The following is a 14866-nucleotide window of genomic DNA, read 5'->3' as shown; positions in this document are numbered from 1 at the left end:
CTCAGTTATGAATAATATACGGAAATCAATTTTACCCATTCTCGTCATTCTGCTGTCTTTAGCACTGTTGATCCCAGGTGTGACACAACCTATTTTGAGCATTAACGGCAGCATAGATAAGGCCAAACTTACCGAGCAGGGCATCGAACAAGTAGCGCGCAGTTTTGATGAGGATTTAGGGCATAACAGTGCCCGTGGCATGTTAAATATGGTCAGTGGTCTACTGGGGCTGAACACTCTCAAAGGTGAGGTGCAAGTATTGCAACAGACCCGCAGTATTTGGAGCACAGTCACTGAATTATATAATACAGGCAATGGCTTAGTCGCAGGGCTAGTGATGCTATTTAGTATTATTATCCCCGCCATTAAACTTAGCTTAATGTTGGCACAGCAAAGCGTAAGTTCGATTGCGCTACAATGGCGTATTCATCATATTGTCGATTTGCTTGCTAAGTGGTCTATGGCCGATGTGTTTGTGGTGGCCTTGATCATTACCTTTTTGGCGGGCAATGCTTCGGGCGGTATGGGGGAAATACTCAAGACGCAGGCACAATTTGAGAGCGGATTCTATTTCTTTACCGCTTACTGCATCCTATCGATTGTAAGTGGTTACTTAGTGCGTCGGCCCACACCTATTCTGTAGCAAATTGAAGGGGATACTGAGCTACTCACTCCATATGTCTTCTGTGATTAGCGAGCGGTTTGCCTACAAGGGGGATTCCATTCATGCTGTCACCTAAACACGGGTTTACTGGCTTAGTTGTTATAGCTATTTGTTATTTTAAATCGATATTGGCCGGTTTTTTGGTTCTAAAGAATACTGAGCATCCCCTAACTATGCTGGAGGATGCAAATGAAAAACTCGCTGCTGATTGTGTTTTGTCTTATTGCCCTAGTTGCATCCACGCAAACCTCTGGACTACTTCGGTCGTTTATCGAATTTTCGGCCTTTTTAGGTGTGCTGGGTTTGGCTTGGCGGATAAAGCCTAATGCCGAATAAGCCTACAATTTATTGAAAATAAATAATATAAGCTAAAGATGTTGCCCCGATCGCCATCCACAAAATTACCCCTAACAGCAATGGTTTTGGGCCACTTGCGCGCATTTTTTGTACTGTAATCCCCGCGCCAATCAAGAACAAACACAGCACTAGCGTGTGCTTCGATACCATAAACAAGGTGTCGTAGAGCGGTTGGAATTGCGGCAACCAATGGGCGATAGCAATGGCTAAACAGTAAAAACCGATAAAATACGGTAGGTTAAGTTTGCGCTTATCACCACCAAAGATCAGTGCGCTGATAAGGGCAATAGGAATAATCCACAGTGCGCGTGCCAGTTTAATGGTCGTCGCAGTTTTTAGCGCTTCATCACCGTAGGCGGAGGCTGCGCCCACCACGGAGGAAGTGTCATGAATCGCAATAGCACTCCACACGCCAAAATCATATTGGCTCATATTGAGTAAATGCCCAAGGGCGGGGAATAAAAACAAAGCTACCGAATTAAGTACAAACACGCAGGCTAATGCCGTAGCGGTTTGATCGGCTTTGGCATTAACAGCAGGTGCCACGGCTGCAATAGCACTTCCTCCACAGATGGCTGTGCCGGAGGCAATCAAGTGCCCTGTAATAGGGTCAAACTTCAGTGCTCGAGTGACGATAAAGCCTAAAATCAGCGTGAAAATAATTGAGCCGATAATGAGCCCTAAGTTGTGGCTACTGGCCTCAATCGCAGCGGTTAAGTTAATGCCGAACCCTAGGCCAATAATCGAATAAGACAGTAATTTTTTGGTGAGTGCCGCGATATTCCAGTCTTTAGGTACCCATCCAAGGCTGGCTAAGGTAAAGCCGAGTACAAGCGCCATGGGAGATGACATAAATGGCGTGAGACATAGCAACGCAGCGCAGATAAAAATAAGGCGATGGGGATCTTTAAGTTGTGAGAATATTGATGAAAAATTCATAACGCCTTAGGGGGAGCGACACAATCCTATCGTTCTCACTACAGCAGGACTCGCAATATGGCGGTCATCTGAGCAGAACTTGGACGCTGATAAAAGCGGGTATTATAGCGGCTAAATTAATCATCAATAAAATCAATTAAATTTATCTTTAGAATCAATTAAGCTTATTCTTAGAGTCAATTTATCTGACTGACTAGCTGACGATGGTAATTAAAAGTTGAGGAGAACCACCGAGCGGTGTTTCTCCTCTGAGCATAGAGCGGTTTTAGAGGTTTACGATACTTTGTAGGCTGTAGTCTCCACCATCCTTAGCGGTAAACAGCTTGTCTTGAATATCGTTTGCGCTTGGCATTCCTGCATGTAACAGGCTTAACCAGTGTCGAGATGTGGTGTTACGTGTCGTCTTTGGCTCTGCAGTGAGTTCCATTGGTGTTTCGATTTGCACATCTTCTAAATTAGCCAAATCCCGTGCGCCAATCATACCTGTGCGGTCAAAACATAGCTCTACATGGCAACCTTGATCCTGTAACACTATGGCGCTAGGTGCGTCCTTTGTGCCATTAAAGGCCACAAACTGTTTGGCTTGACGTAATCCGCTGTGACTACCGTCGGCAAAAAAAGCCAGCAGGTGTTGGTAGTAAACTACGTAGCTGATCACCTCTTGGTGTGAACCCGAATCCAGCGGGAAATGACGGTCGAGGAATTGCTTCGCATGGGCGAGTTTTTCATGTTCTGCCGCATTCACTTTGGCGACGGCAAGTACTTCTTCGGCGATGAAGCTGTTTAGATTCGGTTGGATCTGGTGGCTCTTGATAATTGACATATTCATCGCTAGTTCCTCTACACTTTCCAATTTAAAAAATTAGGGCCTTGATTTCACATCTAATTGTTCAACATTCGTCTTCAATTTGGCTTGTCCGACAGCGTTAATGGTTAAGCAGTATCGGGCGGATAACCTTTCCTCGATTGCTTGATTTGTAGTCTAGTGTATTTTTTACTACAATTTCACAATAAAAATTTTACAATGTGAATTTTACAAAATGCGCAATGACCAGAGCTTGATGAGAAAGTCACATTTCCTTGGCACCAAAATACGTAACCTACGGAAACGTAATAATTTAACCATGGAAGATTTATCGGCACGCTGCATCCGCGTCGATGCGAGTAGTGCGCCATCGGTGTCATATTTATCGATGATCGAGCGTGGTAAGCGCGTGCCCAGTGCCGAAATGCTGGCGGTGATTGCGACAGTGTTTCAAAAGGACGTTGACTGGTTTTTAGACGATGTGCCCGAAGAGAGTGCCATCACGCCAGACAAAGGCCGCCGTGGTGGGATTAGCGGTATGGCGCTTGAACCCAGTTTTCTGTTTTCAAATGATATTTTGCAAATTGCCATACCAGAAATGTTGTCGCAGACCGGGATCTCAGGCCGACAATTTGCCCATTTGTTAATCCGCGCCCATCAAGAACATCATCAAAACCATTTCCCCGACCTTGAACGTGCCGCCGAAGAGGTAGGGTTGAAGCGTATGCCCTTATCCCTCGATGAAATGCTGGATATTGCTAAGGGAGTAGGTTTGAAAATCAAGTGGATAGATAGCACTCCACAGGAAGTGATTGATGAGCGTGGTGTCAGTTCGCATCAGTTAGTCACGTCTTTTTTTGAGCCACCCAGCACGATTTATATCAATAAAATGCTTAAAAACCGCCCCAGTCGGCTTAAGTACGATCTCGCCGCCCATATCGGCCATTGTGTGTTACACAATAAGGATGGGCTTAAGAGTGTGATGATCTCCGGCCGTAAATTGCAGATGGATGAAGAAGTAACAATGCAATCTAATACCCTGAACGCACAGGATATTTTGCATGCATGGCGTGAGTTTGAGTCCAGCTTTTTCGCCGGAGCCCTGTTATGCCCTAAAGTGCCTTATCGGCAATTACTCGACCGCCACGGCTACGAAATTGAGGTGCATAAACAGCTACAAGTGTCGGCCTCGGTTGCTATGCGGCGGATGACCGTGGTATCGCCTTATCCCCATTGGCATTATTTTGATGCCTACGCGCCGGGCAAGCTTAAAGCCGTTTACCGCGGCAATGGTATTCCCCTGCCTTGGGGCAATATGCGGCTGGTGGAAGATCCTTGCCAACACTGGGCGGTGTTTAGAATGATCAGTGAACCTTCAGTTGGGACATCGGCGCAGATTTCGATTTTAAATGTGGGTAATGAACCGCGAATTTATTGCTGCGAATCGATCAAGGTCGAAGATTCTGCGGGCAACCCCCATGTGCTCTGTGCTGGCATTGATCTCAATCCGGCCATTGAAGCTCAAGGCAAAGATGCCCTCTCTATCGCCAATGATCTAAAATCAGCCTGTGTTGCGGGTGGCGGCTCAGTGGCGATCCCTAAGCATATCAAAAGTGACTTAGTCAGCATTGCTAAGATATTGAATATCAACTGGATTGAACGCGGGATTAAAAACGATGCCCGCCTGATTTGCTCTCGCGGCGCAGTCTGCCCACGCCAACCCAGCTGTTATCAAGCGGGTAAATCGCAGTGTGATGTGAAAGAGTAAGATGTTGCAGAGGGGATTGAGGTTAAGCACGCTCACCTCAATAGCGCGCCGCCTTTTTATTTTATAAGAAGTATCCAACATGGCTAGACGATGACCTCTGTAGTACACAAAAGTGAATGGATAGAAGGGCGTTAAATATTGAAGGGCGCTAAATATAGAAAAGCGAATATCACTGCTTGGTTATTAAATGCAGGCCATATTTAAGGGCGAACGATGGTATTTGCTCAACGACACTGTGAATAGAAACCTAGGGTTTCTGAGCTTATGAACGAGAGCTATGGATGGCGAACTGGCTGTTAAACACGGATGTTGTTCAAGCCCATCCTTGGATGCAGGGCCGCCCGTCTGATGTGAATGGATTCACGAATGCAGCGATGGCATGGATGCAAAAAAGCGGCCATGGGGCGGACGGTCGTCTCGCTAATCACCATGGCCCACCTATTTAGCACTGACGTAGCCTGTAGATTTTTAAAAACCCAAGGCAGCAGGCTTTGGGACAGAAGAGCCTTAAATATAGAAAAGCCAATATCACTGCTTGGTTATTAAATGCAGGCCATATTTAAGGGCGACCCATGGTATTTGCTCAACGACACGCAGCAAGTCCTTCCTTGGATGCTCGACAGCCCCGTCCATGGGGCGGACGGTCGTCTCGCTAATCACCATGGCCCACCTATTTAGCATTGTCGTAGCCTGTAGACTTAATAACCTTAATCAGCACGCTTGGGGACAAAAGCGTGGTAGATTTTGAACTCTAATTTTTGAGTTTCGGATTAAAATTTATATGGCGATAACGCCCTGTTAAGGTGTGAGCAACGCAATACAGACGCCACCGCATACCACCTTAAACACTAAACACTAAACGCAACGCATAGTAAAAATACCAAGCGTTGCGAATCCGCCTTAAAGCGTTTGTTATGTTTTCCTTTACAGCCAACTTAAAACAGGGTAAACTTTAACGCAATGAATTTTAACGAACTTTTATCTAAGTTTGTTCAGCATTGGACTCAATAATGTCCCATAGCTGGAAGTTCACCAGTATTCTATCTGTCTTGGCAGACCTCGTGACCGTATGCTTTTTTCTATATACAACTATGGGGTCATATTTTATGGAAATGATTACAGTATTTGTATGGTGCGGTACGGCGCTGCGGGTCTGACTATGACATTGCGAATACGGGGAATTTTCACTTAGACATTATCCAATAGTTGCCGAGGGGTTCGATTCCCCTGACCCGCACCATTTTCTTTCAGTTACGCTAAACTTTTCAAAAAACATAACGCCCGCTTAAGGGGCAGCCAACGCTATTACTAACTTTTCGCATAACACCGTAACCACGAAAACCAACGCATAGTAAAAATGCCATGCGTTGGCTGTCCCTCTTGAAGCGTTTGTTAGCCTTCCTCTTCCCATGTCGAACGTATTGCCCATTGTGAGCTCTCATTTAAGCCAAAATCCTGCTTTAGATGTAAACGCCGGAGGTATTCTGGAGTAATGCATTGCTCTAACTTATGTCCAAAGTCAGGGTCTCCACATAGATAACGATAAAACTCTGATTCAAATCCATGGTGAGTAGCATTTAAAATTATTTGTATATTCATTGTGGCTATACGAGATGAAAAACCTAAGATATTCAGAATAAGATTCTTCGTTTTTGGGTTAAAACATTCGTGGCTATATTCTGGGTTATCTACTATTGGAAAAACGCCATGTGCTATGTGGTTTCTAATATTTCTTACAAGCGAAAGACCAAATGAAAGTTTTCCATTGTTTTCCAACTGAATGTCAAAGCTATTATCGAACCTTTTTTGATATTCCTTAACTTGAGCTAGGTAACCGTCGACTTTGTGACCATAGTGCAACGGGACTTCCAAATCACTATAAACTTCATCAAGTAACCATGCTGCTTGAGCTGAGTAATTCCTTTTTCGTTCGAGTGAGTTATTCTTTAGTTGAGCACGAGCATAATGGAACTCATATTGTGAGTTAGTAAAACGGTACGTCTCCTCAAGCGCATTTGAAATGAACAAGAAGCGCGTGAGCGGTGTAATGATTGAACTATTATGATATGCATCAGAATCTAGCTCATCTCCAGCTGACTCACACCAATAATGCGCTTCTTCATAACGAAATGGGTTCAGTTGAACATTATCCAACTGACTAGCTAATTTTAACCACTTAGCAATACTTTCGGTATGAGCCTCTGTTTCTTGTTTTAGTTCATTCTTTGAAAGCTTATACACATCTGACTTATTTCTCAGTAGATCGCAAAACATATATAGTTCATGTAGATGTAATGGCAACTCACGAAATTCAGAACATTTCTCACATTTCATCACTATTCCCAAATGTTGAAGATATTGCTTGAAGGCTAACATGTTATTAGTGCGCATGCGCGTTTTTCAAACCTATTAACTAAAGCTAAGCTGCTATAATTGTTTGATTTTATAGAATTTTATTTGATAAAGATGGAGTTAATGCGCACTGATATTGTCTTAAAATCACACAAAAGTATCTAAATTTAAATATGACTATATAGCCATACATTGTTAGTCGATTTCTGATAAGGCCAAACATAGGCAAATAGATAAGAATTTGTATGGCAGTAGATGTGGGAATTTTCGTTTGAGCTAATGAGCCTAAACACACAAAGGGGCAAAATGTTTTAGAAACGCCAGTGTATCAATGAGGTCAATAAACAAAGGCCAGAGAAAGGTGCTCTGGCCTTGCAGTTTTTCTACAGTACGAACGTGTGTAGGTGGGTTTTCTACACTAACGCATCGTAACAAATTCCTCTGCGCCAGTTGGGTGGATGGCGACAACGGCATCGAAATCGGCTTTGGTGGCGCCCATTTTCATGGCGACGCCAAAGCCTTGGAGGATCTCATCCATGCCAAAGCCAATTCCATGAATACCCACAACTTTCTCTTCTTTACTGGCGCAGACCAGCTTCATCTTACAGGCTTGGCGGTGGCTCGTGACGGCGGTATACATGGAGGTGAAGGTGGAGGTGTAAACCTTCACATTATCATCACCATATTGCGCGCGGGCTTCTGGCTCGGTTAAGCCCATAGTGCCAATCGGTGGATGGCTAAAGACCACGGTTGGGATTTGGCTGTAATCCATTTTGGCATTGCTCATGCCGTTGAATAGGCGCTCGGAGAGTAAACGACCCGCCTTAACCGCAACTGGGGTCAGTTCCACACCGCCCGCCATAATATCACCCACGCAATAAATGCCTTTGTGGGTGGTATTTTGCTGTGCGTCGGTAATCACATAACCTTTGCTATCCAGTTGCACCTCGGTGTTTTCTAGGCCGATATTGCCTGTTGCTGGTGAGCGACCAATCGCCCATATCAGGCAATCGACGGTCACGCTTTCGCCATTTTCAAGGTTTAGAGTCAGGCTGTCGTCGGCATTTTTGACTACGGATTGTGGGACGCTGTTGGTGTGCAGGGTTGGGCCTTCGGTCTTCATGGCATCGACGAGGGCATCGATTAGCATAGGGTCGAAGTTACGCAGCGGTGCATGTTTACGTACAAATAGATGAGTTTCACTGCCGAGTGCGTGTAACACGCCCGCGACTTCAACGGCGATATAGCCAGCGCCGACTACAGCGACACGTTTAGGTTGTTCGCGCAGGGCGAAGAAACCATCGGAATCAATGCCATATTCCGCACCAGGAATGTTTGGGATGGTTGGCGCGCCACCGGTGGCGATGAGGATATGGTCAGCAGTGTAGTGCTCGCCATTCACCTCAATGGTGTTGCCATTCACAAAGCGGCCGTAGCCATTGAGTAAGGTGACTTTATTATTGGTAAAGCCGCGGCCGTAGGCTTCATGGATGCGACCGATATAGGCTTCACGGCTGTTGACTAAGGTGTTCCAGTCGAATTTGTTGACCGAAACATCAAATCCATAATCTTTGGCGTAGAGGTTCATGGCTTCAGCGATGTGCGCGCCATACCACATGACTTTTTTAGGCACGCAGCCCACGTTTACGCAGGTGCCACCAACGTGCTTTGCTTCGATGAGTAGCACTTTAGCGCCACGCATAGCAGCTCGGTTAGCTGAGGCGATACCGCCGCTGCCTGCGCCTAGGCAGATATAGTCAAAATGTTGGGCCATGAGTTTCTCCGTCTAATCCTAAGAATGAGGTGCTTAATAGCAGAAGGCCATTGTAGGTTGGATTGGGTTTGCAGACCAGCCTATTAAGTTGCCTTGCTATAGACCTTGGTTTGCCGCAAAAAATCTCAATCAGCCTGATATCAAACGAATTAACTACCAGTTCATTCATCGGAAGCTTAACGGCGGTATTGGCAGCGGTGGTGATCGTCTTGGTTTGGTCCTTCAACACCGCATTTAAGACATTGCCATTCTTGCCTGCGAGCGCTGAGCTCATCGCTTTGATAGTTGGCAGCTTTGTCTTGCTTAGTGCGGATCTGCGTTTCGAGTTGTGACATCCGAGCATCAAGCCAGCGGCAACTAGGATCGTTAGCGACTTTTTCGCGGCTGGCGAGTTGTTGCTTGCGGCTCAGTTTTTTCTTTTTAGTTTTAGTGGATTGCGTTTTGTCGGTCTTTGCTTTGGGTGACTCATTATCAATATTTACTGGGGGTGGCGAATAATCCAAAGCGCTTTGCTCTGCGGGAATGGTCAGCGGCTTACCTTCGCTGTCGAGCAGCGTTCCCAATGGCAGTGGGTCAGTAGTGGTAGTTTTTGAGAGGGATTCGAATACTAATTCAGGCTCACTCTCAGGTACTGCGGCTAAGGATGGCAGACTGCACAAGGTCAATATGATAAATGTGTTAGCACGCACTTTTAACGGATGAATCAACATGCCCAGTTCCTCGCTAAATCAAGGTCGTTCCATCGACATCTTGAGTGTAGTTAGGCGTGTGATAGTTTGCCAAGCGGTAGTGAGGCCAATAAAACTTAGAAGCTCATATTGAAATGGATACCCGCATAAGTTTGATCCTGTGAGCTAAAGTCGCCATTTGCGACAGCTTCTTGCTCGATATCGGCCTGCGCAATACTGTGGCTAATATGACCGCTAATGACGATATTTTCGGCGAGGTTATAGCTTGCTTCTAGCCCAAATTGGAGATGATTTTTGCCATTGTGTTCTTCTGTTCGATATTTAAAATCAAGACCTTGTGTTACATAGGGTGAAAGCGTAAATTGCTCTGTAAGTTGCCAATAGCTGTGTAGACTCAGCTCTACAAAATAGCCTGCCGCCTCGGTGGAATAGACATAACTCACTGAAGGCACTAGCCAAGGCGCGGCGGTGTAAGCCAGTTCCGCAAACAGTTCGTTATCCTGACAGCGGCTATCGCTATAGCCTTCAATGCGTTGATATCCAAGATTTGCTTCTAAGTGTTCACTCAAGTTTAGGGCGTATTCTAGGCCGATATTCCACTCGGTATAAGCTTGGCTATCACCGCGGCCCACGAGGGCGTAGGTGGTGAGATTGCCGTATTGGACGCTGGCATTCATCCAATAAATTCCGCCCTCTGCTAAGTTATTGCGCCCTTGCGAAACATACTTGCTATCCCAGCCGACATCGATGTTTGTCGTTAAAGGGTCTGTTGCTGCCGATAATGGGTTACTTGAGGCCCCTTCGGTTTGGGTTAAGCTTTCGTTGGCTAAGCACAGATGGCTTAAGCACACTAAGCTAATGACGCCTAAGGCGCTAATGATGGATTTAACTGAAACCGCCATAGTTAAGCCAATTTGATTGAATATGCGTAGATATTAGCCCATATGAACATCATCATTAATGAGAATGGATTTGATTTGCGATCAAGCCGTCAAGATTCAAAGGGTAAATTTGGTGTAAATCCTAATTGAGAACTGGCTCACTTTTTTCTTTGTAGAATGTCGTTAAGCGTACGGGCGAAGATGGCAATCGATTTTCCCGCCTTGATAAATCGAACATAAGCCCTTATTTATTAGCTACACAGATTGTTGAGGAATCATTATGAGCAACCCTTTGCTTAACGGCGCAAGCTTACCGCTTTTTTCACAGATTAAACCTGAACATATTCAAGTTGCCGTTGAGCATGCTATTGCTCAGTGCCGCGCCAAAATCGATGAGGTGCTGCAAAATCCAGGGCCTTATACTTGGGAAAACCTGGTAGCTCCTCTTGAGCAAGTGGACGATGAGCTAAGCCAAATTTGGTCGCCCGTTTCCCACATGAATTCTGTCACTAGCACAGATGAATGGCGCGCTGCCCACGATGCTTGTTTACCTCTTTTATCCGAATATGGCACTTACGTTGGTCAACACCAAGGGCTATATGAGGCATATAAATCCCTGCGTGCATCACCAGAGTTTGACCAATTAAGCCAAGCGCAGCAAATGGTGATTGAGCACAGTTTGCGTGACTTCGAGCTCTCGGGTATCGGCTTAGATGACGCGCAAAAAGTGCGTTATGGTGAAATCGTTAAGCGTCTTTCTGAACTTACCAGCGGCTTTTCCAATCAATTACTGGATGCGACCCAAGCGTGGACTAAGTTGATTACCGATGAGGCTGAACTCGCTGGCTTGCCAGATTCTGCCAAGGCAGCAGCGAAAGCAATGGCCGAGGCCCGTGAACTCGATGGCTGGTTGTTTACCTTAGATTTCCCTTCCTATTTACCTGTGATGACCTACAGTGAAAACCGTGAGCTAAGGGAAGAGTGCTATCGCGCCTTTGTAACTCGCGCATCGGATCAAGGCCCGAATGCAGGCCAATTTGATAACGGTCCTTTGATGGATGAAATCCTCGCGCTGCGCCATGAACTGGCACAGTTATTAGGATTTGATAGCTTTGCCGAAAAATCACTCGCCACTAAAATGGCTGAAACGCCCGCGCAGGTGATGGCTTTCTTAAATGAATTGGCACTGCGTTCTAAAGATCAAGCTAAAGCCGAACTTGCTGAGCTAAAAGCCTTTGCGCAGGAACAATATGGCGTGACTGAAATGGCTTCTTGGGACTTAAGTTTCTACGCTGAGAAGTTACAGCAACATAAGTATGAGATTTCACAAGAGTTACTGCGCCCTTACTTCCCTGAAGATAAAGTGCTATCTGGCTTGTTTTACACTGTCTCACGTCTCTTTGGTTTGAAGATTGTTGAGCAAACCGAGTTTGACCGTTGGCATAAGGATGTACGTTTCTTCGATATTTTCGACGAAACGGGCGAGCACAGAGGCAGTTTTTATTTAGACTTATATGCCCGCACTGGTAAACGCGGCGGCGCTTGGATGGATGATTGCCGCGTGCGTCGTCAAACCGCCAATGGCCTACAAAAACCGGTTGCATATCTCACCTGTAACTTCAATGGTCCAGTTGATGGTAAGCCTGCACTTTTCACCCACGATGAAGTGACAACGTTATTCCATGAGTTTGGTCATGGCATTCACCATATGCTGACCAAAATCGATGTTGCTGGCGTGTCTGGTATCAACGGTGTGCCTTGGGATGCAGTCGAGTTACCTAGCCAATTTATGGAAAACTGGTGCTGGCAGGAAGAAGCCTTAGCGGAGATCTCCGGACATTATGAAACCGGTGAGCCTTTACCTAAAGCGATGTTAGATAAGATGTTAGCGGCGAAAAACTTCCAATCCGGCATGATGATGTTGCGCCAGCTCGAGTTTTCACTGTTCGATTTTAGACTGCACCACGAATACGACCCTGCAAAAGGCGCGCGTATTCAACAGACCTTGGACGAAGTGCGTCGTCAGGTGGCCGTGTTAATTCCGCCAGTATTTAACCGTTTCCAACATGGTTTTGCGCATATTTTTGCCGGCGGCTATGCTGCGGGTTATTACAGCTACAAGTGGGCCGAAGTGCTGTCGGCGGATGCGTTTTCTCGCTTCGAAGAAGAAGGCATATTCAATCCTGACACGGGCCGTAGCTTCCTGCACAATATCCTTGAGATGGGCGGTTCGGCGGAGCCGATGGATTTATTTAAGCAGTTTATGGGGCGCGAGCCGAGTATCGATGCGCTACTGCGCCACTCTGGGATTGCCGCTTAAGCCATACTAAATAGCTGTGCTTGAGCATAAAAAGGCGCCGAATGGCGCCTTTTTTGTGAGCCAGATCTCGCTTGCCCTGTGGTATGACCTCTGTTAGCCTGTGGCTCTTCTTTTTAGGGCGACTGCATATGAATCTGTATTTCCGTTTGTTTTGGTTGTTATTTTGGCGCACGCGCCATTGCCGTAAGATTGATTTTTTGGGGACGAGCCGCATTACTTATCGCGCGTTGCCCAGTGATTGCGATATCAATTTCCATCTCACTAACTCCCGTTACCCAGCGTTTATGGATCTGGCCCGCACCTATATGTTGGCCGAAATGGGGTTGCTGAAGCGTTTCCTCAAATTAAAATGGATGCCAATTGTTAACGCCGCCGAATTTACCTATATCCGCGATATCAAGCCCTTAAAAAAGTTTGAGATTGAAACCAAGGTCGTGGGCTGGGATGAAAAATATTTCTATATTGAACAACGCTTTATCAGTGAGCGCGGCCTGCATTGTATCGTGCATGTGCGTGGTGTGTTTGTGTGTAAAGGTAAGCAAGTGCCTTTAGAGGTATTAGTTAAAGAAGCTGGCTATACCGATCCGGCTCCAGAGTTACCGCCAGAAGTGGTTAAATGGAAAGCGTTTTTACAGTTGAAAAAAGAACGCAATCTTTAGTGCTTGTTGGTGCTAGGGAATACTCCTAATCCCAGTGTCTTCTTCCAGTTCGGCCAGTAACACCTCTTCAAGTACGAGCATCCAGGCGCCGCGAAGCTGCGCCTGTTGCCAATAACGCACTAATTCATCTAAATCCAATAGATTTAAGTGGGCAAAGCTGTAGCTTAAACAGGGGATAAGTGCACAGTCTGCTAAGGTAAAGCTGTCACCACAAACCCAATGATTCTGCCTAAGATGGTTATCTAAACGTTGGAATTGGGCAAACATCTGCTTTTCAAGCTGCTTAATTTCGAACTCACGTCCTTCAGGGGCATACTTTAGTTTTTCTAATTGAAATAGTGGGTTATTGATATCGTTATCAATAATGCGATCAAATAAGCGTACTACTAGGTTGCGTTCTGGCTCAGTGGGTAGCAGCTCTGTGCTGTTTCTAAAATGCCTATCTAAATATTCGATAATAATGCTGGATTCGGGGATCAGTTGACTGTCTTGGGTCTTAAGCAGTGGCAACTTTGCGGGTGGATAAAATTGTTGGAATGCTTGGCGAGCAAATGGGTCGCGCAGATCGGTAATCCGCGGATAGAAGTTAGCTTGTTTCTCATAGAGAGCGATCAGCACCTTCTGTGAATATCGTGATAATGGATGATAGAAAAGCTCCATAGACGTCGACCCCGCAACCGCTAATTTTTTGACTCTACGCCTTAACTTTAGTCGTTATCAATACGATTGCTGTGGGAATTTTCTTTGAAAGTAACGGAAATGGCGTAAAAGTGGTTTGCCATGCGGAATGTCCCTGCGGGCTAAAATTCAGTACTATTAACGCTTAGAAAACCAGTGAACCGTCGACAATCAAAGGTAACAGCATGAGTCAGTTAGAAAGTTTCTCATCCATCTATGCCAGAGCGAGTGAGCGTAAAGGTGGTAAAAAGGGGCTCGAAGCTTTGCTTCCTGGCTGCCTAACGCGCACAGACATTCGCCAGTACGATGATGCTACGCTGCTCTCCGCGATGAGCCGACAGGTGTTTCAGAGCGGTTTTGTCTGGCGTGTGGTTGATAATAAATGGCCAGCCTATGAGCAGTCTTTCTTTCATTTTGTACCCGAAAAGGTATTGATGTTATCGCCTGAGCAGATCCAAGCTCGAGCGGCGGATGCGACCTTAATTCGCCATTTAAAGAAGACCCAAGCGATTTATGACAATGCGCTGATGATCCACGATATTGCCCGCGAACATGGCAGCTTGGCTAAGCTGATTGCCGAGTGGCCTACCGAAGATATAGTCGGACTCTGGGCGTTATTGAAAAAGCGCGGCGCTCGCCTCGGCGGCAATACTGGGCCATATTTCTTGAGGGGAATTGGCAAGGATACTTTTTTGTTAACCGATGATGTGCAAGGTTATTTTAAAGCACACAAGTTAGTTGATGCAGGTTTTAGCTCACAAACGGCGTTAAAACAGGTGCAAGCTGTGTTCAATCAATGGCAGCAGGAATCAGGTCGTTGTCTTGCCGATATTAGCCGCGTGTTAGCCTGCAGTGTTGGTGATAATCGTATTTAACCTGAGCTCGGGATAAGCAGAGCCGCTGAATAGGCATCTTTTCGAGCCTCTCTGCGTTGCTCTGTCTCACCATAGCTCGCTATGGCGTACGACAGAGCGCCTTGA

General features: G+C 45.9%; 15 protein-coding genes. 8 read left to right on the top strand and 7 right to left on the bottom strand.

The window, feature by feature from the left end; translation table 11 throughout:
* Positions 1-7: 7 nt before the first annotated feature.
* Positions 8-643 (top strand): paraquat-inducible protein A, encoded by a 636-nt coding sequence (locus tag H9J30_RS16520; RefSeq protein WP_240132002.1) that lies wholly within the window; start codon positions 8-10, stop codon positions 641-643.
* A gap of 210 nt (positions 644-853) precedes the next feature.
* Positions 854-1000: a hypothetical protein gene (locus H9J30_RS16515; protein ID WP_240132034.1), complete on the top strand. Its 147-nt coding sequence runs from the start codon at positions 854-856 to the stop codon at positions 998-1000.
* A gap of 9 nt (positions 1001-1009) precedes the next feature.
* Here the strand turns inward: H9J30_RS16515 and H9J30_RS16510 are convergent, their stop codons facing one another.
* Both H9J30_RS16510 and H9J30_RS16505 read right to left on the bottom strand, forming a co-directional pair.
* Positions 1010-1960: a YeiH family protein gene (locus H9J30_RS16510; RefSeq protein ID WP_240132001.1), complete on the bottom strand. Its 951-nt coding sequence runs from the start codon at positions 1958-1960 to the stop codon at positions 1010-1012.
* Between the two features lie 265 nt (positions 1961-2225).
* A complete protein-coding gene (locus tag H9J30_RS16505; RefSeq protein WP_240132000.1) occupies positions 2226-2789 on the bottom strand; it encodes an aldolase/citrate lyase/malate synthase family protein in 564 nt (187 codons plus the stop codon).
* A 211-nt stretch (positions 2790-3000) separates the two neighbouring features.
* Between H9J30_RS16505 and H9J30_RS16500 the strand changes: the two genes are divergently transcribed.
* The 3 genes from H9J30_RS16500 (at position 3001) to H9J30_RS21655 (ending at position 5211) form a co-directional block, all read left to right on the top strand.
* A complete protein-coding gene (locus H9J30_RS16500) occupies positions 3001-4533 on the top strand; it encodes a DUF3612 domain-containing protein (RefSeq protein WP_240131999.1) in 1533 nt (510 codons plus the stop codon).
* Positions 4534-4814: 281 nt separating this feature from the next.
* On the top strand, positions 4815-4979 hold the full coding sequence (locus H9J30_RS16495) for a hypothetical protein (RefSeq protein WP_240131998.1): 165 nt from the start codon (positions 4815-4817) through the stop codon (positions 4977-4979).
* Between the two features lie 100 nt (positions 4980-5079).
* Complete coding sequence (locus H9J30_RS21655; protein ID WP_275679649.1) at positions 5080-5211, top strand: hypothetical protein; 132 nt, start codon at positions 5080-5082, stop codon at positions 5209-5211.
* Between the two features lie 714 nt (positions 5212-5925).
* On the opposite strand, the gene H9J30_RS16490 is transcribed toward H9J30_RS21655, so the two are convergent.
* The 4 genes from H9J30_RS16490 to H9J30_RS16475 all read right to left on the bottom strand — a co-directional run bounded on the left by H9J30_RS16490 (position 5926) and on the right by H9J30_RS16475 (position 10250).
* Entirely contained in the window at positions 5926-6867 is a 942-nt protein-coding gene (locus tag H9J30_RS16490; protein ID WP_240131997.1) for a hypothetical protein, read from the bottom strand.
* 436 nt (positions 6868-7303) lie between these two features.
* On the bottom strand, positions 7304-8659 hold the full coding sequence (gorA, locus tag H9J30_RS16485; RefSeq protein WP_240131996.1) for a glutathione-disulfide reductase: 1356 nt from the start codon (positions 8657-8659) through the stop codon (positions 7304-7306).
* A 176-nt stretch (positions 8660-8835) separates the two neighbouring features.
* Positions 8836-9369 carry a hypothetical protein gene (locus tag H9J30_RS16480; RefSeq protein WP_240131995.1) on the bottom strand — a complete coding sequence of 178 codons (534 nt, stop codon included), beginning with the start codon at positions 9367-9369 and terminating at the stop codon, positions 8836-8838.
* A 95-nt stretch (positions 9370-9464) separates the two neighbouring features.
* Entirely contained in the window at positions 9465-10250 is a 786-nt protein-coding gene (locus tag H9J30_RS16475; protein ID WP_240131994.1) for a hypothetical protein, read from the bottom strand.
* A 259-nt stretch (positions 10251-10509) separates the two neighbouring features.
* On the opposite strand from H9J30_RS16475, the gene prlC reads away from it, so the two are divergent.
* Positions 10510-12549, top strand: a complete 2040-nt coding sequence (prlC, locus tag H9J30_RS16470; RefSeq protein ID WP_240131993.1) for an oligopeptidase A — start codon at positions 10510-10512, stop codon at positions 12547-12549.
* Positions 12550-12677: 128 nt separating this feature from the next.
* Complete coding sequence (locus H9J30_RS16465) at positions 12678-13208, top strand: thioesterase family protein (protein WP_037423843.1); 531 nt, start codon at positions 12678-12680, stop codon at positions 13206-13208.
* Positions 13209-13220: 12 nt separating this feature from the next.
* On the opposite strand, the gene H9J30_RS16460 is transcribed toward H9J30_RS16465, so the two are convergent.
* Complete coding sequence (locus H9J30_RS16460; RefSeq protein ID WP_240131992.1) at positions 13221-13868, bottom strand: glutathione S-transferase family protein; 648 nt, start codon at positions 13866-13868, stop codon at positions 13221-13223.
* 203 nt (positions 13869-14071) lie between these two features.
* Between H9J30_RS16460 and H9J30_RS16455 the strand changes: the two genes are divergently transcribed.
* Positions 14072-14761, top strand: a complete 690-nt coding sequence (locus tag H9J30_RS16455) for a DNA-3-methyladenine glycosylase I (RefSeq protein WP_240131991.1) — start codon at positions 14072-14074, stop codon at positions 14759-14761.
* The last annotated feature ends 105 nt before the right edge of the window (positions 14762-14866 follow it).

The organism is Shewanella cutis (assembly GCF_022410515.1).
GTDB classification, from domain to species: Bacteria; Pseudomonadota; Gammaproteobacteria; order Enterobacterales; family Shewanellaceae; genus Shewanella; species Shewanella cutis.
This window is presented reverse-complemented; position numbering and strand designations above follow the sequence as displayed.

Excerpts from the sequence above, each read along its gene's own strand:
- H9J30_RS16520 (WP_240132002.1), top strand. The coding sequence starts at position 8 with ATGAATAATATACGGAAATCAATTTTACCCATTCTCGTCATTCTGCTG.
- H9J30_RS16515 (WP_240132034.1), top strand. The coding sequence starts at position 854 with ATGAAAAACTCGCTGCTGATTGTGTTTTGTCTTATTGCCCTAGTTGCA.
- H9J30_RS16510 (WP_240132001.1), bottom strand. The coding sequence starts at position 1,960 with ATGAATTTTTCATCAATATTCTCACAACTTAAAGATCCCCATCGCCTT.
- H9J30_RS16505 (WP_240132000.1), bottom strand. The coding sequence starts at position 2,789 with ATGAATATGTCAATTATCAAGAGCCACCAGATCCAACCGAATCTAAAC.
- H9J30_RS16500 (WP_240131999.1), top strand. The coding sequence starts at position 3,001 with ATGCGCAATGACCAGAGCTTGATGAGAAAGTCACATTTCCTTGGCACC.
- H9J30_RS16495 (WP_240131998.1), top strand. The coding sequence starts at position 4,815 with ATGGCGAACTGGCTGTTAAACACGGATGTTGTTCAAGCCCATCCTTGG.
- H9J30_RS21655 (WP_275679649.1), top strand. The coding sequence starts at position 5,080 with ATGCAGGCCATATTTAAGGGCGACCCATGGTATTTGCTCAACGACACG.
- H9J30_RS16490 (WP_240131997.1), bottom strand. The coding sequence starts at position 6,867 with ATGAAATGTGAGAAATGTTCTGAATTTCGTGAGTTGCCATTACATCTA.
- gorA (WP_240131996.1), bottom strand. The coding sequence starts at position 8,659 with ATGGCCCAACATTTTGACTATATCTGCCTAGGCGCAGGCAGCGGCGGT.
- H9J30_RS16480 (WP_240131995.1), bottom strand. The coding sequence starts at position 9,369 with ATGTTGATTCATCCGTTAAAAGTGCGTGCTAACACATTTATCATATTG.
- H9J30_RS16475 (WP_240131994.1), bottom strand. The coding sequence starts at position 10,250 with ATGGCGGTTTCAGTTAAATCCATCATTAGCGCCTTAGGCGTCATTAGC.
- prlC (WP_240131993.1), top strand. The coding sequence starts at position 10,510 with ATGAGCAACCCTTTGCTTAACGGCGCAAGCTTACCGCTTTTTTCACAG.
- H9J30_RS16465 (WP_037423843.1), top strand. The coding sequence starts at position 12,678 with ATGAATCTGTATTTCCGTTTGTTTTGGTTGTTATTTTGGCGCACGCGC.
- H9J30_RS16460 (WP_240131992.1), bottom strand. The coding sequence starts at position 13,868 with ATGGAGCTTTTCTATCATCCATTATCACGATATTCACAGAAGGTGCTG.
- H9J30_RS16455 (WP_240131991.1), top strand. The coding sequence starts at position 14,072 with ATGAGTCAGTTAGAAAGTTTCTCATCCATCTATGCCAGAGCGAGTGAG.